Annotated in this window: 23 protein-coding genes and 1 tRNA gene; 4 read left to right on the forward strand and 20 right to left on the reverse strand. The window is 40.7% G+C overall.

The genetic code is table 11. From position 1 onward, the window contains the following. Positions 1-6: 6 nt before the first annotated feature. The 3 genes from HSISS3_RS09005 to HSISS3_RS09015 all read right to left on the reverse strand — a co-directional run bounded on the left by HSISS3_RS09005 (position 7) and on the right by HSISS3_RS09015 (position 2,086). Positions 7-735: a MerR family transcriptional regulator gene (locus HSISS3_RS09005; protein ID WP_021152459.1), complete on the reverse strand. Its 729-nt coding sequence runs from the start codon at positions 733-735 to the stop codon at positions 7-9. Between the two features lie 174 nt (positions 736-909). Then, positions 910-1,500, reverse strand: coding sequence for a 3'-5' exonuclease (locus HSISS3_RS09010; protein ID WP_021152460.1), 591 nt, complete (start codon positions 1,498-1,500; stop codon positions 910-912). A 49-nt stretch (positions 1,501-1,549) separates the two neighbouring features. Further along, positions 1,550-2,086: a DUF536 domain-containing protein gene (locus tag HSISS3_RS09015; RefSeq protein ID WP_002889519.1), complete on the reverse strand. Its 537-nt coding sequence runs from the start codon at positions 2,084-2,086 to the stop codon at positions 1,550-1,552. Between the two features lie 520 nt (positions 2,087-2,606). On the opposite strand from HSISS3_RS09015, the gene HSISS3_RS09025 reads away from it, so the two are divergent. Next, on the forward strand, positions 2,607-2,966 hold the full coding sequence (locus HSISS3_RS09025; RefSeq protein ID WP_008535380.1) for a metal-sulfur cluster assembly factor: 360 nt from the start codon (positions 2,607-2,609) through the stop codon (positions 2,964-2,966). Positions 2,967-3,128: 162 nt separating this feature from the next. Here the strand turns inward: HSISS3_RS09025 and ilvD are convergent, their stop codons facing one another. Next, positions 3,129-4,832 carry a dihydroxy-acid dehydratase gene (gene ilvD, locus HSISS3_RS09030; protein WP_021152461.1) on the reverse strand — a complete coding sequence of 568 codons (1,704 nt, stop codon included), beginning with the start codon at positions 4,830-4,832 and terminating at the stop codon, positions 3,129-3,131. 126 nt (positions 4,833-4,958) lie between these two features. Here ilvD and HSISS3_RS09035 point away from each other — a divergent pair, with 126 nt between their 5' ends. After that, a complete protein-coding gene (locus HSISS3_RS09035; protein ID WP_021152462.1) occupies positions 4,959-6,140 on the forward strand; it encodes an NAD(P)/FAD-dependent oxidoreductase in 1,182 nt (393 codons plus the stop codon). Positions 6,141-6,219: 79 nt separating this feature from the next. Here the strand turns inward: HSISS3_RS09035 and HSISS3_RS09040 are convergent. The 5 genes from HSISS3_RS09040 to HSISS3_RS09060 all read right to left on the reverse strand — a co-directional run bounded on the left by HSISS3_RS09040 (position 6,220) and on the right by HSISS3_RS09060 (position 9,633). Further along, positions 6,220-6,306: transfer RNA gene (locus HSISS3_RS09040), tRNA-Ser, on the reverse strand. A 61-nt stretch (positions 6,307-6,367) separates the two neighbouring features. After that, positions 6,368-7,009, reverse strand: coding sequence for a tRNA (guanosine(46)-N7)-methyltransferase TrmB (gene trmB, locus HSISS3_RS09045; RefSeq protein ID WP_021152463.1), 642 nt, complete (start codon positions 7,007-7,009; stop codon positions 6,368-6,370). A 9-nt stretch (positions 7,010-7,018) separates the two neighbouring features. Next, positions 7,019-7,810, reverse strand: a complete 792-nt coding sequence (locus HSISS3_RS09050; protein ID WP_002889525.1) for a cell cycle regulator CcrZ — start codon at positions 7,808-7,810, stop codon at positions 7,019-7,021. Between the two features lie 57 nt (positions 7,811-7,867). Continuing rightward, on the reverse strand, positions 7,868-8,905 hold the full coding sequence (locus HSISS3_RS09055) for an ABC transporter permease (protein ID WP_021152464.1): 1,038 nt from the start codon (positions 8,903-8,905) through the stop codon (positions 7,868-7,870). Then, positions 8,902-9,633 carry an ABC transporter ATP-binding protein gene (locus tag HSISS3_RS09060; RefSeq protein ID WP_021152465.1) on the reverse strand — a complete coding sequence of 244 codons (732 nt, stop codon included), beginning with the start codon at positions 9,631-9,633 and terminating at the stop codon, positions 8,902-8,904. Before HSISS3_RS09060 ends, HSISS3_RS09055 begins: the two co-directional genes overlap by 4 nt. A 64-nt stretch (positions 9,634-9,697) precedes the next feature. Between HSISS3_RS09060 and HSISS3_RS09065 the strand changes: the two genes are divergently transcribed. Together HSISS3_RS09065 and HSISS3_RS09070 are read left to right on the forward strand one after the other, a co-directional pair. Continuing rightward, positions 9,698-10,117, forward strand: coding sequence for an HIT family protein (locus HSISS3_RS09065; protein WP_021152466.1), 420 nt, complete (start codon positions 9,698-9,700; stop codon positions 10,115-10,117). After that, complete coding sequence (locus tag HSISS3_RS09070) at positions 10,114-10,413, forward strand: hypothetical protein (RefSeq protein WP_021152467.1); 300 nt, start codon at positions 10,114-10,116, stop codon at positions 10,411-10,413. The genes HSISS3_RS09065 and HSISS3_RS09070 overlap by 4 nt, the downstream gene beginning before the upstream one ends. 18 nt (positions 10,414-10,431) lie before the next feature. On the opposite strand, the gene HSISS3_RS09075 is transcribed toward HSISS3_RS09070, so the two are convergent. The 11 genes from HSISS3_RS09075 to yhbY all read right to left on the reverse strand — a co-directional run bounded on the left by HSISS3_RS09075 (position 10,432) and on the right by yhbY (position 19,636). Next, a complete protein-coding gene (locus HSISS3_RS09075; RefSeq protein ID WP_021152468.1) occupies positions 10,432-10,782 on the reverse strand; it encodes a hypothetical protein in 351 nt (116 codons plus the stop codon). A 37-nt stretch (positions 10,783-10,819) separates the two neighbouring features. After that, entirely contained in the window at positions 10,820-11,161 is a 342-nt protein-coding gene (locus HSISS3_RS09080) for a hypothetical protein (RefSeq protein WP_021152469.1), read from the reverse strand. A gap of 18 nt (positions 11,162-11,179) precedes the next feature. Then, positions 11,180-11,677: a hypothetical protein gene (locus tag HSISS3_RS09085; RefSeq protein WP_042771988.1), complete on the reverse strand. Its 498-nt coding sequence runs from the start codon at positions 11,675-11,677 to the stop codon at positions 11,180-11,182. Positions 11,678-12,044: 367 nt separating this feature from the next. Continuing rightward, a complete protein-coding gene (locus HSISS3_RS09090) occupies positions 12,045-14,150 on the reverse strand; it encodes an AAA family ATPase (RefSeq protein WP_021152471.1) in 2,106 nt (701 codons plus the stop codon). Positions 14,151-14,852: 702 nt separating this feature from the next. Continuing rightward, complete coding sequence (locus HSISS3_RS09095; protein ID WP_021152472.1) at positions 14,853-15,944, reverse strand: nucleotidyltransferase; 1,092 nt, start codon at positions 15,942-15,944, stop codon at positions 14,853-14,855. 6 nt (positions 15,945-15,950) lie between these two features. Further along, positions 15,951-16,691, reverse strand: coding sequence for a class I SAM-dependent DNA methyltransferase (locus tag HSISS3_RS09100; protein ID WP_021152473.1), 741 nt, complete (start codon positions 16,689-16,691; stop codon positions 15,951-15,953). A gap of 464 nt (positions 16,692-17,155) precedes the next feature. Next, complete coding sequence (rsfS, locus tag HSISS3_RS09105) at positions 17,156-17,506, reverse strand: ribosome silencing factor (RefSeq protein ID WP_021152474.1); 351 nt, start codon at positions 17,504-17,506, stop codon at positions 17,156-17,158. Positions 17,507-17,520: 14 nt separating this feature from the next. After that, positions 17,521-18,021 carry a cysteine hydrolase family protein gene (locus HSISS3_RS09110; RefSeq protein ID WP_021152475.1) on the reverse strand — a complete coding sequence of 167 codons (501 nt, stop codon included), beginning with the start codon at positions 18,019-18,021 and terminating at the stop codon, positions 17,521-17,523. 3 nt (positions 18,022-18,024) lie between these two features. Continuing rightward, positions 18,025-18,618 carry a bis(5'-nucleosyl)-tetraphosphatase (symmetrical) YqeK gene (gene yqeK / locus HSISS3_RS09115; protein ID WP_021152476.1) on the reverse strand — a complete coding sequence of 198 codons (594 nt, stop codon included), beginning with the start codon at positions 18,616-18,618 and terminating at the stop codon, positions 18,025-18,027. Then, positions 18,615-19,247, reverse strand: a complete 633-nt coding sequence (locus HSISS3_RS09120; protein ID WP_021152477.1) for a nicotinate-nucleotide adenylyltransferase — start codon at positions 19,245-19,247, stop codon at positions 18,615-18,617. The genes yqeK and HSISS3_RS09120 overlap by 4 nt, the downstream gene beginning before the upstream one ends. Before the next feature lie 71 nt (positions 19,248-19,318). Further along, entirely contained in the window at positions 19,319-19,636 is a 318-nt protein-coding gene (yhbY, locus tag HSISS3_RS09125) for a ribosome assembly RNA-binding protein YhbY (protein WP_002884193.1), read from the reverse strand. Positions 19,637-19,857: the final 221 nt, after the last annotated feature.

Below are 19,857 nucleotides of genomic sequence, written 5' to 3' on the forward strand. Positions count from 1 at the left end.
ATAAATTTATTTCGTTTTAGTCTTAGCCAACTCCAAACAGTAGGTCTTAACATGACAATGAGGACAAGTCAGCCTACGAGTCCTAGGTGTATGTCCAGAAATGGCAAACTCTTTAAAACTTGGATCAAAGGTCCTATGACAATTAGGACAGAGGTATTCAAACTGCTTTCTATAGTGAGACACCACTAAATTCATTACTATAATAGAAGCAGGACAGACAATAAAGATACCTCTGGGATCCTTAAAATAATAAATGACAACCAGTAGGCTCATCAGATAAAGAAGGAAGATTAAAACGCAACTCCCCCATAGTTTCCATTGCAAATGACGCCATGATTTTTGATTTTCCATAAGACGTGAAATGTCTGACAAATCTTCCAGCGAAAGTTGATGTCGTTTAGCAGTTGCTTTTTGCAAGTGACGGGCACGTTTTAGTTTGACCTCTATTTCCTCTGAAGACTTTTCCAAGCTCTCGATTTGATTTGTCAACAAAAGCTCTAAAACCTGTTCCCTATTTTCCTCTTGCAAGAGTTTTTTGATTTGATTAATTGAGAAATCCAAATCTCTTAAGAAACAAATGACTTGCAGGCGTTCCAAATCTGAGTTGTGGTAGATTCTCCGACCACCTTCTGTGACTTCAGATGGCGTCAAAATACCACGTTGGTCATAGTACTGGACAGTCCTAACAGACACTTCTGCTGCCTTAGCCAACTCTCCTGTTGAAAACTGCGACATCTCAGTCACCTCCTTTTAAGATTTTCTATCAAAGGAGGACCTTGGCCACCCTTGATACCTAGATTCTACCTTATAACGCAAGGTGACGAGCAAGCCCTAACCCTAAAGGATTTTCACTTCTTACAGAAAAAGTTAGCCATCACTCTTTACAGCCTTTACAGCTCCTGTAAAGCTTTAGTCGAAGAGACCGCCTAAACCTAGTGCAGCAAAAGGATTGTTACTGACTTCTTCCTGTTGCTCCAGAAGTTTGGCATTCTCATCTAATTCGAGAAACTTCTCGTAAATCTGTGCGGTCATCCGAGCATCCTCCAAACTATTGTGACCATGTCCCTTGATTCCAAAGAAATCTGCCACACTAGTCAACTTGAGGTTAACAATACCGTTCAAATCAGAAGCACGACGGTCAAAGGCCTCATCGAAAACATCTAAAGCATATTGCTCTTCCAAGTCCAAACCATTTTCAGCTAAAATAGGCAAATCTGATTTAAGTGCATTGTAGCCGATAAGTGGTGTATCACCAACAAATGCCTTAAAATCCGCTAGAACGGACTCTAACTTCGGTGCCCTGGCAATCTTATCAGCTGTAATCCCCGTCAAACCATTGATAAAGGACTGCAAAGGAACATCCGAATAGACGAAAGAGTCAAACTGGCCCACTTCCTCATGCCGGTCCATCTTAACAGCTGACACCTGGATGATATGGCTAATGCCATCCACCGTGTTGAATTCCATATCAAAGGCAATATAAGTTTCTACATTTTCCATCTTTATCTCCTACAATAGTTAAAGCTGAGACTGAGTCCCAGCTTCTTTTTTATTTTCCAAATAGTCGTCCAAAGAACCCTTTTTTAGAAGCTTCTTCTTGTTTGGTTTGGATTTCTTCCACTTGAGCTTTGGCTTCATCAACCTCTACCTTAGCCTCATCAAGCTCCAATTTAAGCTCTTCTTTGTCTTTCATAGCAGTCAAGGTCAATTGTTGCTGTTGATCGATTTGCTTGTCTTTCTCGGCGATTTGAACGTCTTTGACACGCAATTGGTCATCCATGTTAGACAACTGCTCATCCTTAGCCTTCAACTGGGCATAGAGACGGGCAATCTCAGAGTTTTTCTCGTCTACAAGAATCTCTAACAGCTCACGTTGCTTGGTTTCTTCATCAATAGGCTCATCGTCAAAGATAGTCTTCTTGTAGATTTCCTCCAACTTAATCAAGCCACTACGCTTAACGACAGTAACCCCTTTTGCATTTTTTTCAGTATCTTCTTCTGGAAGTTGTTTGACACGATTATTGACTGCTTGACGACTAACGCCAAGGATTTCAGCAATCTCGCTGACGGTCTTTTCAATACTCATAATAGCCTCATTTTCTCTTGAAATGTCTTACTATGAGAATATCATAATCACACCTTTCTGTCAATTTGACAAGACAATTCCCCGTCCCTAACATGGGTTTTCAGCGCCATTATGTTAACCCTAAATTCCTGAGCATTTTGCTTGATAGGCCAAAAGTATTTTGATAGACTATTGCTCGGGTATAAATGTATTTTGAAGGATTTTTGCTTAAACAATCAGTACATAAAGGCTTATCTTTATTAGTACCAGATCTGTTGTATCTAGGAATGGTGGAGTCCTATTTCGCAAGACTTTGGATTTTTATTCTCTCTCCAATTGTCTGTAGTGCTCTTGCAACTATCGTTGCGAAGAATTTGCTTGATACAAAAGCACAAGTCACATTATCTCCAACGAAGGGTTTGTTGGGGATTTTTTGATGTTACGGCGTATTCCCATTACAAACTATTATGACTAAAGCAGATTGAAAAAAGCCCTAAAGTATGACATAATAAACAAAAGTAAAATAGAAAGAAAAGGTCCTATGAAAAACTTCCGTGATGATATCAAAGTCAACGATCTAGTCCAACCTTATTTAGAACCTATCGTTGAACAAATGACCACCGTGTTTGATCCTGAGATCGAGCTAGACATCTATAACCTTGGCTTAATCTATGAAATCACCCTTGATGAAACTGGCCACTGCTACTTTCTCATGACTTTTACAGATACTGGCTGCGGTTGCGAAGAGACGATGCCTTACGAAATTGCTGAAAAACTCAAATCAATTGATGGTATCAAGTCTGTCAAGGTCGAGACTACTTACTCGCCTGTCTGGAAGATGACCCGTATCAGTCGATATGGTCGCATTGCCCTTGGTATTTCGCCTCGAGGTGGAAAATAATATTAAAACTGGTTGGATAGTTCCAACCAGTTTTTTGCTCTATTTTTACTGAGGGTGACCAACTGATCCAAATCACAATGCTTTCAGCGACTACCTTCGACTTCCTAACTCAAAAAATCACACCGCACATATATCCGGTGTGATTTCTTTCATGTCAGTAAATTAGGCTTTACCTGATTTATCCATGTTCCAGAAGTCGGTAACAGCACCACGTGAGGCTGAAGAAACGATGTGAGCGTATTTACCGAGGACACCACGACTATAAAGTGGTGGCAACTCAGTTTCAGCTTTACGTTTCGCCAACTCTTCGTCTGAAACGTGCATAGTGATTTCTTTGGTATCCTGGTCAACTGTAACCATGTCCCCTGTGTGAAGATAAGCAATTGGACCACCAACCTGAGCTTCAGGTGCAATGTGACCAACAACAAGGCCGTAAGTACCACCTGAGAAACGTCCATCTGTCAAAAGGGCAACCTTGTCCCCTTGACCCTTACCAACGATCATTGATGACAAGGACAACATTTCTGGCATACCAGGACCACCCTTAGGACCTACGAAACGAACAACAACAACGTCTCCGTCAACGATTTCGTCAGAAAGAACTGCTTCGATAGCATCTTCTTCTGAGTCAAAGACCTTAGCAGGACCCGTGATATTACGAACTTTAACCCCTGATACTTTGGCAACCGCACCTTCTGGAGCCAAGTTACCTTTCAAGATAATCAACGGACCATCGGCACGTTTAGGATGCTCAAGCGGCATGATAACTTTTTGACCTGGTGTCAAATCGTCGAAGGCTTCCAAGTTTTCCGCAACAGTCTTACCAGTACATGTGATACGGTCTCCGTGAAGGAAGCCATTCTTCAACAAGTACTTCATAACAGCTGGCACACCACCAACATTGTAAAGGTCTTGGAAGACATATTGACCTGAAGGTTTCAAGTCCGCCAAGTGAGGCACGCGCTCTTGGAAATCATTGAAATCTTCAAGCGTCAAATCAACGTTAGCTGCGTGAGCAATAGCGAGCAAGTGAAGAGTGGCATTTGTTGAACCACCAAGTGCCATTGTGACAGTGATGGCATCTTCAAAGGCTTCACGTGTCAAGATATCTGATGGCTTAAGACCTAGCTCAAGCATCTTAACAACCGCACGACCTGCTTCTTCGATATCTGCTTTCTTCTCAGCTGATTCGGCAGGGTGAGATGATGAGCCAGGAAGACTCATCCCCATTACTTCGATTGCTGTTGCCATTGTATTGGCGGTATACATACCACCACAACCACCAGGGCCAGGGCAGGCATTACATTCAAGCTCTTTAACCTCTTCGGCTGTCATATCACCGTGGTTCCATTTCCCGATTCCTTCGAAAACAGAAACCAAGTCGATGTCCTTACCGTTAAGGTTACCCGGTGCAATGGTACCACCGTAGGCAAAAATCGCTGGAATATCCATGTTAGCAATAGCAATCATAGAACCAGGCATGTTCTTATCACAACCACCGATAGCTACAAAGGCATCAACATTGTGACCACCCATAGCTGCTTCGATAGAGTCAGCAATAATATCACGAGACGTCAAAGAGAAACGCATCCCTGGTGTTCCCATAGCAATCCCGTCGGCAACAGTAATGGTCCCAAATTGAACAGGCCAAGCACCTGCATCTTTCACGCCTTCTTTTGCGATTTGTCCAAAACCGTGCAAGTGGATATTACATGGTGTATTTTCCGCCCAAGTTGAGATAACCCCAACAATTGGCTTTTCAAAACTTTCATCCGTCATTCCTGTCGCACGAAGCATGGCACGGTTAGGTGATTTAACCATACTATCGTAGACAGATGAACGGTGTTTCATGTGATTTTCAGACACGATATTCCCTCCTTAGTTAGTAATCATTTTAATCAAAATGTCTATTTCTATTCTAACATAATTTACCTAAAAATACTGGTCCTTTGACAACTATTCTCCCACTTTAAATTATGCTAAAATAAAGGCATGAAACATTTTGATACTATCGTTATTGGGGGTGGACCTGCTGGCATGATGGCGACCATTGCCTCAGCCTTTTATGGCCAACAAACCCTTCTGATTGAAAAAAATAAAAGACTTGGCAAGAAACTTGCTGGAACCGGAGGCGGACGTTGCAATGTCACTAACAATGGAAGTCTTGACGACCTCCTAGCAGGTATTCCAGGTAATGGGCGTTTCCTCTATAGCGTCTTTTCCCAATTTGATAACCATGACATCATTGCTTTTTTCGAGGACAATGGTGTCAAACTCAAGGTCGAGGATCACGGACGTGTCTTCCCTAAGACAAACAAATCAAGGACCATTATCCAGGCTCTGGAGGATAAAATTCAGGAACTAGGTGCTACTATCCTCACCAATACAGAAGTTGTCTCCGTCAAAAAGGTCGATGAGCAATTCCAAGTTAAATCTTCAGACCATATTTTTACCAGTGACAAACTCATCGTCACAACTGGTGGAAAATCCTACCCATCAACAGGTTCGACTGGTTTTGGACATGATATTGCCCGTCATTTCAAACTCCATGTTACTGACCTTGAAGCTGCAGAAAGTCCACTCCTAACCGACTTTCCACACAAGGCTTTACAGGGAATTTCTCTTGACGATGTCACTCTGTCCTATGGCAAGCACAAGATTACCCATGACCTGCTCTTCACCCACTTTGGCCTATCTGGACCAGCTGCCCTTCGCCTTTCTAGCTTTGTTAAGGGTGGTGAGATAGCACATCTGGACTTTCTTCCCAACCAAAACCAAGAAAATCTCAAGATCTACTTTGAAGAAAATCGCGAGAAATCAGTTAAAAACTCCCTCAAAGCCCTTGTACCTGAGCGTGTCGCTGAATTCCTAGCAAAAGATATGACCGATAATAAGGTCAAACAGCTACATCCCAAAGACTTGGAAAATCTTATCAGTCAGCTTAAGGACATGGAAATCCCGATCACGGGTAAAATGTCACTTGCCAAATCTTTCGTAACCAAAGGTGGCGTTGACCTTAAGGAAATCAATCCCAAAACCCTCGAAAGTAAAAAAGTCCCTCACCTACACTTTGCAGGAGAGGTCCTTGACATCAATGCCCATACTGGTGGCTTTAACATTACTAGCGCCCTCTGTACCGGTTGGGTAGCAGGTATTCAGAGCCCTTGGGACTAAAAGATTACATATTCTTTTGATGACTATACCTAAAAATGTCCCTTTCAATTCAGAAGGGACATTTTCTCTATTTCCAAAAAGGAGAGGAGGGGATTCGAACCCCCGAGCCCCGTTAAGGACTACACGCTTTCCAAGCGTGCGCACTCGGCCTCTATGCGACCTCTCCATATTAAACGATTAGCCTATTTGTGGCTAATCGCTATTTTTTCATCCTATTTACCAAAGAATTAGTCTTTAAACTGAGCCTCTACTCGATAGATGACTTGACCTTTTTCTGAGAATTTACGCTCGTACTCAGTCATAACGTTACCCTCGTAATCACTAGCATGAAGGTCCAACCAAACTTTGTTGAGAACCATTCCATACTGTGAAAAGCTAGTCAAACTATACTCGAAAAGTCCACGGTTATCGGTCTTAAAGTGAATTTCTCCGTTTTCTGGCAGGATTTGTTTATAAGTATCTAGGAAAGTCTTGTAAGTCAAACGGCGTTTCTCGTGACGACTTTTAGGCCATGGATCTGAAAAATTCAGATACATCATGTCCACTTCACCGTCCGCAAAATAATTAGTCAAGGCTGAGCCATCCACTCGCAAAAGCTTAACATTTTCAGCACCTGAGTCCAAGACCTTATCCAGAGCATAACTCAAGACAGATAACTGGATATCAATACCAATGTAGTTGATATCAGGGTTTTGTTGGGCCATTCCAGTGATAAAGGCTCCCTTACCAGATCCCACCTCAATATGGATAGGATTGTCATTACCAAAAAGCTCGTGCCACTTACCTTTAGCAGCCTCCGGCTCAAGGATAACGTATTGAGGATGATTCGCTAGGTGTTCCTCTGCACCCTTACGTTTTCTAACTCGCATGTTTACTTTCTAATACCTGTGCAGGGTTTCTCTGAACTTACGCAATTCATAAATTTCTCGGTTGGCGTGTTCCATATCACGGTTATCAAAGAATTTTGAAATTTGTGTTAAGTATGAGAATTGCCCATACCAATAAATTTTGTCCATCACAAGGTCATTATTCTTATAGCCATAATATGACAACCACTGAGGCCAATGTGCCAAAGGAATGTAATGGCTAAGAATCTGTGCGACATCATACATACGGTCTGTCAAACGTACAGAATCCCAATCAACCAAATAAATCAATCCTGAGGTTGTAATAACAAAGTTACTATGACGGGCATCCCCGTGGACAATTGTCGCAATATCTGCACGAAATTCTGGAAGATGACGTTTCAAATCTCTAACGACATCTTGAAGATAACCATTCTCACGTAATTGATAGGCAGCGTTTTCCTCCCATTCGTGTAGAAGGTCAAAGGGATTTTCAATGTGATAATCCAACTGCAAGAGCTGATTTACCAAGTGTTTTGAACGGTGCAAATTACCAAGAATTTGGATAATCTGTTTGCTATTCATGTCATGTTTGGTCAAGATGCGACCATCAAGCCATTCCTGTGCACTCATCATATCACCATTTCCCAGACGCTTAGCCCACAAGAGCTGTGGTGCAATCTGTTCCTTGGCAAGAGCTGCCAAGATTGGTGTTGTATTCATCTTCACAAAGACGCGATCTCCATTTGGGTAGGTCCCCATATAGGCCTTACCACTGTTTCCTTTGAGAGGAGTCAGGCTCAAATCTTTATCTGTTGATGTCACCTAGGCATCTCCTTTTTCTTTAGTCTTTTGCTTCTATTTTAACTTATTTAATAGGTGTTAGTCAATCATCTTCTTAAGCTTGGCTGGTAGGTAGACAAGGCTCAAAACAAGCATCACTCCAACTAAAATGAGGCTAAACTTCAAATCCAAGATACAAACAGCCTGAATCAGCGTCATCACAAGGATGATTTGGCTAATCAAACGTTTCAGATTGTCCACCTGCATGTCCTTACCTAATGGCATAAGATTAGCCATTCTTTGATACGCAAAGTGGAATTTTAGTGCTGTCAGTTGGAAGAGCAAGAGGTAATCGAAAATAGCCACAAGTATCATAGCCAACCATTTTTCAGGAACTAAAAAGATAACCAGTAGAGATAAGGCAAAGAGACGACAACTCAAAGCAAAGTAATCTCCAGAGCGTAAGAAAGCCCTTAGGTAAAGATTGTACCAAGTATGGTTTTTGTCCTTCTTTGTACGTTTGAGAATACCATCCAAATAAGCACGGCGTTTTACACTCGACGTAATCCCCTTAACATTGGTAAAGAGGGAGAAGAACTTCAAAATTGATTGTTGCCGTTTATTTTCTGCCACAATAACCTCAGCCCAATTAAGTCCAGATTGCTTATAAAAAGGTTGAGCCTTTTTCTGGAAAATAAAATACTTAAGAATAGCCATAGCCACTGCTACAAGGACAACTCCCCAAACTGGAAGCCCCAAGGCTAAAAAGAGTGGGACGACCAAGATAAAAATAAGGGTCTGGATAAGCACCCAAAATTTAAAAGCACGTCCTGTTGCCTTCTTAACATGGGTTCGTACCTCTTCTTCCTTCACCAAGAGATAGTGCTTGTCAGCAGGCTCTAAATAGGTGGCAATGTTCCCCCAGAAAGGAAGGAAGAGACACAGCACAAGCAAGCCCAGGACAATAGCCCATGGATTTTTTGGAAAATGTCGGAGCAACTGGCTATACTGAACCAAAACGAAGCCCAACAAAAAGAGAAAAACCAAGATAAAGTGGTCATTAAAGACGTAGCGACTATACTTAGCACAACGGGTATTGAATCGCTTGCTACGCTCCTTAAAAAGCTCAGCTATCATGACAATTCTCCCTTAGTTAACTGCATGTAAATATCGTTAAGACTGGCACTACTGTCACCAAAGGTCTGACGAAGTTCATCAAGCGTTCCCTGTGCCAAGACTTGACCGTGATGCAAGATGACAAAGCGATCGCACATTTTCTCAGCCGAATCCAAAACGTGAGTCGACATGAGAATAGCCTTACCATTCGCTTTTTCCTCAGCCAAAAGCTCAATCAAGTCCGAAATTGCCAAGGGATCCAAACCTAGGAAGGGCTCATCAACAATGAGAAGACTTGGACCAACAATAAAGGCACAGATAATCATAACCTTCTGCTTCATTCCCTTTGAAAACCGAGTCGGGAACCAGTCCAATTTTTCATCTAAGCGAAAGGGCTTGAGGTATTTATCCGCACGTGCCATCCCCTCAGTCACATCAAGCCCATAGGCCATCAACACCGTTTCCAAATGTTCACGTAGCGTCAATTCCTCATACAAACTTGGCGTCTCAGGGATGTAACCAATCTTTTGACGATAACTAGCCGTATCTTGCTGTATGGTTAAACCATCAATAGCAATCTGTCCCCCATAGGGTGTTAAAAGGCCAATAATCTCGTTGATTGTTGTTGATTTCCCAGCACCATTAAGACCAATGAGGCCAACTAATTCACCATCAGCCACCTCAAAAGTGACATCTTTTAGGACGGGAATATTGGCATAGCCACCCGTCACCTTTTCTAATTTAAGCATTATCTTTTCTCTCTTTGGTATGATATAATCTATTATAACAAAAACTCATGGAAAGGTCGTTATTATGGATAATTGTATTTTCTGTAAAATTATATCTGGAGAAATCCCATCATCAAAAGTCTACGAGGATGACAAGGTTCTAGCCTTCCTCGACATCTCACAAGCTACAAAAGGACATACCTTGGTCATCCCTAAAGAACACGTTCGCAACATCTTAGAAATGTCTGCTGAAACCGCAGAGACTGTCTTTAGCCGTGTCCCTAAAATTGCCCGTGCCGTCCAAAAAGCAACAAAAGCTATCGGAATGAATGTCCTTAACAACAACGAAGAAGTTGCTGGACAAACCGTCTTCCACGCTCATATTCATCTCGTTCCTCGTTACGGTGCAGACGATGGTATCCACATGGGCTTTGACGAACACGAACCAGACTTCGCTGCCTTGGCCGACCTTGCTGACAGCATTGCTAAAGAGGTAACAGAATGAAACTCGGACGCTTTCTAGCTCTTGGAACCCTTGCCTATGGTGCCTACTACGCCTATAAACGACGTGAAGACATCAAAGAGGAAATCCTAGACCTCAACCAATCACGAGAAAATATCTCTCACGATCTGGACAGAATCAAACGCAATCTTGACATCATCAAGGAACAAAACCTTGTGCTTGATGACATCAAACAAGACCTCAGCTATAAAACACGTGTCTTCCAAAAAGACCTAGAACCTCGACTTAGCATCATCCAAGAACATTTGAAAAAATATCAAAGTGATGATAAAGAATAAAGGTAAGTAGCCTCGTCGCTACTTACCTTTTTGTGTTGCTTTCCACTTTTTAAATTCCTGATATTCTCTAAAGCTCTCTTCATCAGACAAATTATGCTCTTCATCTGATTCATAAGATGGCGAGACAAACTCTTCAAAATCGTCTAAAAATCCGTTATTACAATGTTTTCGACTTTTCCTCCAAGTTCTACCTTGCTTTATAGCAGTGTCTGAATTGATTTTATTATTTATTACATTTCCTGCTATCGCTCCTAAACCGAGCCATTTTGCCATATTACCTAATTTATTGATTACTTCTGAAATTGTAGCAAAAATCATGATAATTACCACGAATGCCATAAAGAAAAACATTGGCCAAAATAAATCCATTTTACCCTCCTTGAAATGATTTTCTCATATTGAACTATTAAAATTTTTTCAGGCTCGCTAGATACAATGAACCACCGATTATTCCTAAGATTCCGCCAATCCATCCCAAGAAAGGAATAAGAGAAATCGCTCCTCCAACAATCAAAAGTACACTAGGAGCAGTTCCTACCGGAGTATCCCCTTTATAATATACAGCACCAACTATTCCAAGTACTAGTAGTGCTAGCTTTACAAGATATACAAACAAAGTCATTAATCCAGTCGCAGCCTCTGATCCCGAAGATGCTACACCTAAAATAAACCAGATTGCAAAAAGAAGAAAGATTCCTCCGATTAGTCCTACTACTCCATTTGTCACAGCTAATGTTTTTGTTTTCATTTGTTCTCCTTAATTATATTATTGAATTTGGGTTGAAATATTATCTGTATATTCTTTCAACCCATTACGGTAATTTTTCAAGAATTCAACTAGACTATCTTTACCAACAATCTTAGTATTTCCCATCGGACCGTATTCTTTTTTCTGTTCTTCCAAAGACTTTAATGACTCTTGTTTCATTTGCTCAATTGTATTTGCGTCATCAAGTACTGTACCAGCAACAGCATTTTGATAATTCGTTAGATATTCATCAACAATTTTCGAATACATCGTTAGATAGTCGTTATAGGTTGAAATATTCTCAATTGTGGCATCAGATGTGTCCTGAGGGTTAAAATTACTTGAACTTACAGAACCTGAAGAGCTTGACGTTGTTGAAGAACTTGAAGATTTACTTGTAACTCTTCCTGAAACATTTTTTGCAGTATTTATTAAGTTCTTACTGACCGAACAACCTGTTAATGCTATAGATAGTAAAATCACAGCAAAAGTAAATAAACAATTTTTCTTTTTCATAAGGATTCCTCACCTAAATTTAATTTTCTGTAAACATTATATATATATATATACGTTGTCAACGTTTTCTTGAAAATAGAATATATTTTTAACTATTTATCAGATTATTATAATTTAAATAATTTTATCTCATTTTATATTTAAGAATAAATATATAAGACTTTCCGCTGTGCTAAAGGTGAGAGAAGCACTATTTGCTTCTCTCACTCGGAAGATTTGAGACTTAGGCTCAAATCTTAGGAATGGAATTCCGTTAGGAAGTCGCTTCCGTCCGTAGCACCCAAGGAAAGTCTTAAATAAAAAGAAAAAAGCAGAGATGTCTACTAACATCTCTGCTTCATAATAGGATTAGGAGGTTTTATGCTTTTTATTTAGCATCTTTTTCTTTGATAACCAAGACACCATCTTCCATATCAGCTTCTAGGTGTTTAGCATCAAGGTTATCCAAGTGGAAGTCTGTGACTTTATCACGGATTTGTTGTTCAACCACACGACGGAGTGGACGAACACCCATGACTTCATCGTAGCCTTCTTCAGTCATATATTCTTTAGCAGCTTCGCTAACTGCCAAGTCGATTTCTTTCTTAGAAAGGGTCTTATTGACATCTACCAACATCAAATCAACAATCTTAGAAAGGTTTTCCTTGCTCAAGTGTGAGAATTCAATCACAGCATTGAAACGGTTCAAGAATTCAGGACGGAAGTAAGGTTTCAAACGATCCAAGAGTTCTGGTTTTTCCGCATCTTCTGTCAAGTTAGCTTCATAACCAAAACCAGCGTTTGAAGTTGCGATAATGACAGTGTTCTTGAAGTTTACAGTGTTACCTTGACCATCGGTCAAACGACCATCATCCAAAACTTGGAGGAGAAGGGTGATGACTTGAGGGTCAGCCTTTTCAATTTCATCAAGAAGGATGATTGAATAAGGGTTACGACGAACACGTTCTGTCAAGGTATTGCTATTGTCATCATAACCAACATAACCAGCTGTTGTACCAATCAATTTAGAAACGGCTGTGCGGTCGCTGTATTCTGACATGTCCAAACGGATGATAGCATCTTTGGTACCGAACATATCAAGGGCCAATTGTTTAGCCAACTCAGTTTTACCAACACCAGTTGGTCCTACAAAGAGGAAGCTACCAATTGGGCGGTTACCTTCGTCGAATCCTGCACGATTACGACGGATGGCACGTGCTACTGCTTCAACGGCCTTATCTTGACCGATAACCTTAGTTTGCAAACGGTTACCCATATCTTTCAAACGTTCGATATCAGTTGCACCCATTTGAGATACTGGAATACCAGTCATACGTTCTACAGATTCAGCCACATCATTTACAGTCGCAGTCACCTTGTGATCTTCTGCATGGTTAGCAATTTTCTTTTCAAGTTTTTCAATACGAACCTTAGCATTTAGGGCTGCTTCGTAATCTTCTTTAGCGGCTGCGGCTTCTTGTTTAGCTTTTTCTTCTTCGATTTCACGTTCAACAGCATTGACATCAGTTACTGGATGTTGTGCTGCCAAGTGAGCTGCTGTCACGTCCACAAGGTCAATAGCCTTATCTGGCAAGCTACGTTGTGGAATGTATTGTACTGAGAAATCAACCGCTGCTTTCAAGACATCATCTGGCAAGATAACATTGTGGTGTTTTTCATAAAGATCACGGATACCTTGGAGAATCTTGAAAGTATCTTCAGCAGAAGGAGCATTGACCTTAACTTCGTTGAAACGACGAGCTAGGGCAGCGTTCTTCAAGATAGTGTTACGGTATTCATCTTGAGTTGTTGCACCAATCACTGTCAATTCACCACGTGAAAGGGCTGGTTTCAAGATGTCAGCAAGACCTTTAGATCCTTGACCATCGCCAGTGCTTCCGGCACCAAGAATTTGGTGGATTTCATCGAAGAAGAGGATAATGTTTCCAGCTTCTTTGACTTCGTTTACCAAGTTTTGAATGTTTTCTTCAAAGCTACCGCGGTATTGAGTACCAGCTTCAAGTCCAGAAATGTCAATTGAAATGATTTCTTTATTCTTGATGGCAGCTGGGACATCACCATTAACGATGGCTTGTGCCAAACCTTCAACTACAGCTGTTTTACCAACACCAGCATCCCCGACAAGGACTGGGTTGTTCTTGGTACGGCGAGCCAAGATTTCGCAAGCTTCTTGGATTTCTTTGTTACGTCCAATAACAGGATCCAATTTACCTTCACGAGCTTCTTCAGTCAAGTTACGACCAAGCTTAGCAAGGATACCATCTTGTTTAGGTCCTTTGGCTTGTTGTTGAGTTGGGTTCACTGCTTCACCTTCATTACCAGGCAATTGACCTGTTTGACGGTAAATCGCAAATTCTTCAGGTGTCACTTCACGACCGTTAATCATGTAGCGACGGTTTTCTGAACGGTAACCACCCATGTTACCCATCAATTGATTGAAAAGATCATCCATATTATTAAAGTTGTTGTTCATATAATTACCTCATACTGTGTTTTCTTGTGATTTTTTAAGTGTTATTTTTTAGTTCATGTGTAAATTTTGACTTTTACTGACCAAAACCCTAAAAATTTTTAGTAGCCTCAACTACTCTTCTAATAATTTCAGGTTTTGCTCTTGGTAGAAGACTGAGAACTTTCACAGTCTTGAATAAATTATCATTTAGCATAAGAGCCACCTTCTTTCTGTGAATCTCTCAAAATAGCTAACTTCCAAGCTTCTTTTAGAAAGAAACTTGTAGATTAAGGAAACCTTTTTCCTTATAGCTTTATCATATACCTTTCATCTGCTTGGGTCAAGAATTTAGTTTTGACTTTTACTGACCTTTTTAATGAAAATTTAAGCAGACAAGCTGCAATCTTTTCATATCGGTATATGGACTGTTTTGACAGCCTTCATAAGGATTTCATTTCCTTATGTTTATATTGTACAATATTGGTCAGTATTAGTCAATATCTTTTTTGACTTTTTTTGACCTTTATTGTAAATATTTTTGCAGGCAAGCTATAATTACCTTTTTACAAGGATTTAGGCTAGTCCTGCAATCTCATAAGGAAGCTATTCCTTATGAGATTATAATACACCATTAGTCAGTAAAGGTCAATAGTTTTGTTTGACCTTTTTGAGAAAAGTTTACAAAAAGTAAAAAAGCCTACCATAGGTAGACCTTCTACAAAGCTATTTTACTCTAATCGGTATGCGTCCAAAGTTCTGTTCGGAAAGCTCGGGGTTGCCTAATTGATAAACCTGATCTGCTTGCTGTGTAAGCATATCCCAAGGCTCCCTTCCAATACGAGCCACTACATCCACAGACTTTTTCACAGATTTGAGATGAGACTGCCCTTTTTGAGAAAATCCAAGCACATGAATGGATTCAGGCAGAGGGTTGTCCACAGCTCCGACCAGGATATAGGTCAAAATACGACGTACACGAGCCTTTGTATAGCGTTTGGTTGCTACCTTATCCACTAGTTCCTCCACAGAAGAAACTTCACGAATAGCAGCTTTTAAACGACTGGCAATCTCTTCATTCACCTGGAAAACACTGGTCAAATCAGGGTTTGTAAGAATCTGATAAACCAACAATTGGAAATAATTATCCCAAGTAACCTGTGGAGAAGTCTGAAAAAGTTTGCTATTAGGCATGAACTTATCCACAAAATCACTATCTTGCTTGTGGAGTCGTAGACTGGTCGCTGAGGCAAAAGATACTTTCTTATCTGAGGAATGATAGCCGGCTCCTTGTCTCTGGATAGGATTCAGCTTAATACCCTTACCAGCACAAGCTTTGGCATAGGCTAATCCTAGGATATGGTTGGGTGTATTACCAGTAAAGTCCACACCAGCAAATTTCTCCCACATTTTTTGTGTCTTTTGTGGATAAGATAGGTCACTCGGCAAATTTTCCACAAAGGCTTCCATTTCCTCAGACTTTTCAGCATAGACATCTGCTATTGCCTGATAGTCTAGGACTTCTTCCGTGCCAAAAGTAAGACTATCAATCTCCAGTCGAGACAAGATATCGACGGCTCCAGCAGCAAAATAATCGGCAGACTGAACTGCCGTCAAGAAGGGCAACTCAACCACAAGATCTGCCCCATTTTCCAAAGCCATCTGAGCCCTAGTCCACTTATCCACAATAGCTGGCTCGCCTCGCTGGACAAAATTCCCAGACATGGCAACGATTTTCACGCCTTCAGCCTGATCAAAGAGATACTTGTGGCCGTTATGAAAAGGATTGAACTCAGCAATAATACCTGTAACTGTCATAGACTCTTACTTTTGGGCCACAAAGAACCAACGAGCACTAGTTTCAGTCGGTTCCTTGTCCTCGAAATCGGCGTAAAGTTTGAAGGATTTGAAGCCAGCCTGCTCCAGCAGAATGTCATAAGTCAAGATCTCATAGGTGCGTTCCTCATGAACCTCATCATGACGGCTAAAGCTCCCATCTTCCTCTTGGACAAAGAAAGTTAATTCATGGACAATTGAATGCGGTGCCGCATCCTCATAAGTATCCCAGAGCATAGCAAAATTTTCCGCATTTTCATGGTAGGAATAGCCAGGGAAAACTTCATCCGTCTGATAGGTTGAGTGCACATCAAAGATAAAGACGCCATCTTCATTCAGTGCATTATAAACCTCCTTGAAGACGTCCCCAACCTCTACTTCATCCTGCATATAGCAGATTGAGTCCGAATAACAGGTCACAAAATCATACTTGCCAGCTTGCGATAAATCCAACATGTTTCCTTCAATAAAGTCGATTTTCTGCTTGGCGGAAGACGCACGCTTTTCCGCAATCTTCAACATATCAGCACTCAAATCAAGTCCAGTTACATCAAAACCAGCTTGAGAAAAACGTACAGATTGAATCCCAGTTCCACAAGCCAATTCGAGCAATTTCTTTTTGTCCTTAGTCTTTGGCAAATGACGGAGGGAGAAATCCGTCCACAAATCGTAAAGACTATCATCCATAACAGCGTCGTAGACCGCCGCAAAAGTTTCATAAGTAGCCATAAATCAAGATACAAAGAGCGTCAAAAGCACAGAGAAAATAGGAAAATTTCTGCCGTATCGTCAGATACAAAGAAAATTTATCTTTTTCTCACAGCTTTTAGCTCGTGTTCAGTTGAAAAATTAACTAAACACGAGGCCCTATCCTTTCTATTCTATAATGAGTCCGTCCGTAATCGGAATGAAAATTAGGAGCTTGGACTTGGAGGAATCTCCAAGACAAAGCTGTCTATTTTCCGACGATTACAGGACGGGTTCGAATCCTTTCTAAGATACAAAGAGCGTCAAAAGCACAGAGAAAATAGGAAACATTCTGTCGTATCGTCAGATACAAAGGAAGTTTATCTTTTCTCTTATCTTTTAGCTCGTGTTCAGTTAACAAACCAACCAAACACAAGGCTCCATCCTTCCTATTAAATCTTTAGTTTAACCAACAAAACCCAGTTGTCGCCAACTGAGTTCAATTTTTATGACAAATAAGCTGACACATCCACCATTGGTGCTTCATGCCAGAGTTTTTCAAGGTTATAGTGAGCACGCTCGTCTTCTGTAAAGATGTGAACAACGATGTCGTTAAGATCCAAAAGAATCCATCCACCCTTGTTGTCTCCTTCCATGTGGCTAGCGTCCACACCAGCTGCTTTCACTTTCTCACGAATGTTGTCGGCAATAGCTTCCAACTGACGGCTGTTCATGGCACTCAAAATAACAAAGTAATCTGTTAGGCTTGTGAGACCATACAAATCAAGGGCAACGATGTCTTCAGCTCGCTTTTCATCAGCAGCTTTGACAACCAGTTCAAGTAATTCTTCTTTCATTTAATCCTCTTTCATTAAAAAATCGTTTTGTAATCTAAGACATCTGCAAAACGTTCATCCCAAATGTTCTCGTAAAATTCATTAATCGTTTCTGCTGGAATGTCGTCTCCATCAAAGGTTGTAACAGTACCTTCGGGAACGACTAGCTTGTAGCCATGTTCGAAAGCAACTTTAACGGATGTATCAACACAATACTCCGTCTGCATACCGCATAAGACTAGTTTCTCAATTCCTTGTTGATCCAAGTATTCCTTTAATCCAGTCTCTTTAAACATGCTATTGTATCGCTTCTGAAAAACCTTTTCATCAGACTGTCTCTTTAATAGTGGCGATAATTTCCAATCTTCCGGGGTTAGAGCCTCTTCCGTTTCAATATGCTGAATATAGATAATTTCAATCTGCTGTTTTCTAGCCTGATCTTGTAAATAAGAGATTTTCTCTAACAGCTTTTGTGTTTCAAAACCTGTTTCTACTAAGATATTTTGTACATCAATAATAATAAAAGCTGTTTTCACTTACTAATCCTCTTTCAAGCAATGCACAAAAGCGTTATAGGTTTCCAAGGTTTGTGGGAAAATCGGCAAGGCCTGGTGAGCCAAGTGTTCGACCGTATGGACGGTTTCAAAAGCAACTGCCTTGTCCAAGGATTGCTCTGCTACTTGTCTAGCTTCCTCTACCAAAGGGAAATTACGGTTATGCTCAATATAATCAGCCACATAGACAATCTTATCTAGGGTTGACATTTCATGGCTTCCGACGGTATGGATCTCAATACTGCGTAGAATCTCAGAATCAGTCAAACCCAAATCTTCTTGGATTTTGTAAATTCCGACCATGCCATGCCAGACATTATTTCCCCATTTTTTCAATTCAGGGTCAAGCTCGTACTTATCAATAAGATTCAAGAATTCTTGATCTGGAAGCTCTTTGGCATAGTCGTGTAAAAGGCCAGCCAAACCAGCTTTTTCAGTATCGTAGCCATTCTTTTCAGCAAGATGAATAGCAGCTCGCTCGACACCCAAAACATGATTGAAGCGTTTGGGACTCATCACGGCTTGCACTTTTTCAAGAAGTGCTTCACGAGAATAGCCCAGGTATTTTTCATAGGTCATTTATAAAGTCCTACTTTCTTGATATAGGCGAGTACAGATTGAGGCACCATAAAGTTAGGTGTACGATCTTTCTTGATATAATCACGAACAGCGCTTGAACTGATATCCATCAAAGGAACATCAACCCAAATGACTGGATAAGACGTTCCTGCCTTATACTTAGGACGTTGAACACCCACAAATTGCACCATCTCAATAAGTTCGTCAATGCGATGCCATTTAGGCAGGTATTCGACCATATCAGCACCGATAATGAAGTAATAATCCGTATCAGGATTGGCCTCTGTCAAGAGTTTCATGGTGTCATAAGTATAACTGATTCCCTTGCGTTCCAACTCGATGGTTTCAATATCCAAACCCTCGATACCGTTAATAGCCAACATGAGCATATTTAGGCGATGTTGTTCATCAATAGTCTCTTTTTTATCAACATGAGGGGGCTCAAATTCAGGCATGAGAAGAACTTCATCAAGGCCTAACTGCTGACGCACCTGGTCTGCAACAACTAGGTGGGCATTATGAACAGGATTGAAATTTCCACCTAATATTCCAACCTGCCTGCGACCAGTATCTTTGATTTCTTCTTCTAGTTGAACCTTTGTAAATGGGGTTACGAGATCCAGTGCCATGTACGCCTCCTCTTACTCAAACATCATCTAAATAACTTTTCTTTTGCCTTTAAGGTTTCAAAAGTCATCAACTATTTTTGGATGGCTTTAACCTTTGGTGATAACTTACGATTTTCTTTTTTAGCTGATTCTTTGTAGAGAATCAAGATACGTCCAATCTTAAGGACTGTATCACAGCCAATTTCTTCTTCCAAAATTTCAGCCACTTCATGGATGTCTTCCATGGTATTTTGAAGTAGGGTTACCTTAATCAACTCACGAGCATCGAGAGCGTTGCGAACACTCGTTTTGATATGGTCGTTAAGACCGTTTTTCCCGATTTGTACAATAGGTTTGAGAGTGTGTGCTTCCGATTTGAGGAAAGCACGTTGTTTTGATGTTAATGACATGTTTATTCCTTTTATTTGTTGTTTTACTTGGGTGATACGGACGCTAGCAAACCACCGGTTTCATAGCTAATTTTTGAGCCTAAGGTCTCAAAAATTCTGAATCCAAGTAACATAAAATGTTACTTAGATTACTATCACAGCGAAAAACACATCGTTTGCTCATGACGTAAATCTAGGCAAACTTCATGTTCATTGAAAAGACTCTTTTTATACTTTTCTAA

Origin of the sequence: Streptococcus sp. HSISS3, from assembly GCF_000448605.1 — a bacterium.
Lineage (GTDB): Bacteria > Bacillota > Bacilli > Lactobacillales > Streptococcaceae > Streptococcus > Streptococcus raffinosi.

Bases quoted from the DNA above. Each gene is read 5' to 3' on its own strand.
- HSISS3_RS09060 (WP_021152465.1), bottom strand. From the start codon at position 9,633: ATGCTTAAATTAGAAAAGGTGACGGGTGGCTATGCCAATATTCCCGTC.
- HSISS3_RS09005 (WP_021152459.1), bottom strand. From the start codon at position 735: ATGTCGCAGTTTTCAACAGGAGAGTTGGCTAAGGCAGCAGAAGTGTCT.
- HSISS3_RS09065 (WP_021152466.1), top strand. From the start codon at position 9,698: ATGGATAATTGTATTTTCTGTAAAATTATATCTGGAGAAATCCCATCA.
- HSISS3_RS09025 (WP_008535380.1), top strand. From the start codon at position 2,607: ATGAAAAACTTCCGTGATGATATCAAAGTCAACGATCTAGTCCAACCT.
- trmB (WP_021152463.1), bottom strand. From the start codon at position 7,009: ATGCGAGTTAGAAAACGTAAGGGTGCAGAGGAACACCTAGCGAATCAT.
- HSISS3_RS09070 (WP_021152467.1), top strand. From the start codon at position 10,114: ATGAAACTCGGACGCTTTCTAGCTCTTGGAACCCTTGCCTATGGTGCC.
- HSISS3_RS09120 (WP_021152477.1), bottom strand. From the start codon at position 19,247: ATGGCACTGGATCTCGTAACCCCATTTACAAAGGTTCAACTAGAAGAA.
- HSISS3_RS09100 (WP_021152473.1), bottom strand. From the start codon at position 16,691: ATGGCTACTTATGAAACTTTTGCGGCGGTCTACGACGCTGTTATGGAT.
- yqeK (WP_021152476.1), bottom strand. From the start codon at position 18,618: ATGACCTATGAAAAATACCTGGGCTATTCTCGTGAAGCACTTCTTGAA.
- HSISS3_RS09015 (WP_002889519.1), bottom strand. From the start codon at position 2,086: ATGAGTATTGAAAAGACCGTCAGCGAGATTGCTGAAATCCTTGGCGTT.
- HSISS3_RS09080 (WP_021152469.1), bottom strand. From the start codon at position 11,161: ATGAAAACAAAAACATTAGCTGTGACAAATGGAGTAGTAGGACTAATC.
- HSISS3_RS09090 (WP_021152471.1), bottom strand. From the start codon at position 14,150: ATGAACAACAACTTTAATAATATGGATGATCTTTTCAATCAATTGATG.
- HSISS3_RS09035 (WP_021152462.1), top strand. From the start codon at position 4,959: ATGAAACATTTTGATACTATCGTTATTGGGGGTGGACCTGCTGGCATG.
- HSISS3_RS09095 (WP_021152472.1), bottom strand. From the start codon at position 15,944: ATGACAGTTACAGGTATTATTGCTGAGTTCAATCCTTTTCATAACGGC.
- HSISS3_RS09085 (WP_042771988.1), bottom strand. From the start codon at position 11,677: ATGAAAAAGAAAAATTGTTTATTTACTTTTGCTGTGATTTTACTATCT.
- HSISS3_RS09010 (WP_021152460.1), bottom strand. From the start codon at position 1,500: ATGGAAAATGTAGAAACTTATATTGCCTTTGATATGGAATTCAACACG.
- yhbY (WP_002884193.1), bottom strand. From the start codon at position 19,636: ATGTCATTAACATCAAAACAACGTGCTTTCCTCAAATCGGAAGCACAC.
- HSISS3_RS09055 (WP_021152464.1), bottom strand. From the start codon at position 8,905: ATGATAGCTGAGCTTTTTAAGGAGCGTAGCAAGCGATTCAATACCCGT.
- HSISS3_RS09075 (WP_021152468.1), bottom strand. From the start codon at position 10,782: ATGGATTTATTTTGGCCAATGTTTTTCTTTATGGCATTCGTGGTAATT.
- rsfS (WP_021152474.1), bottom strand. From the start codon at position 17,506: ATGAAAGAAGAATTACTTGAACTGGTTGTCAAAGCTGCTGATGAAAAG.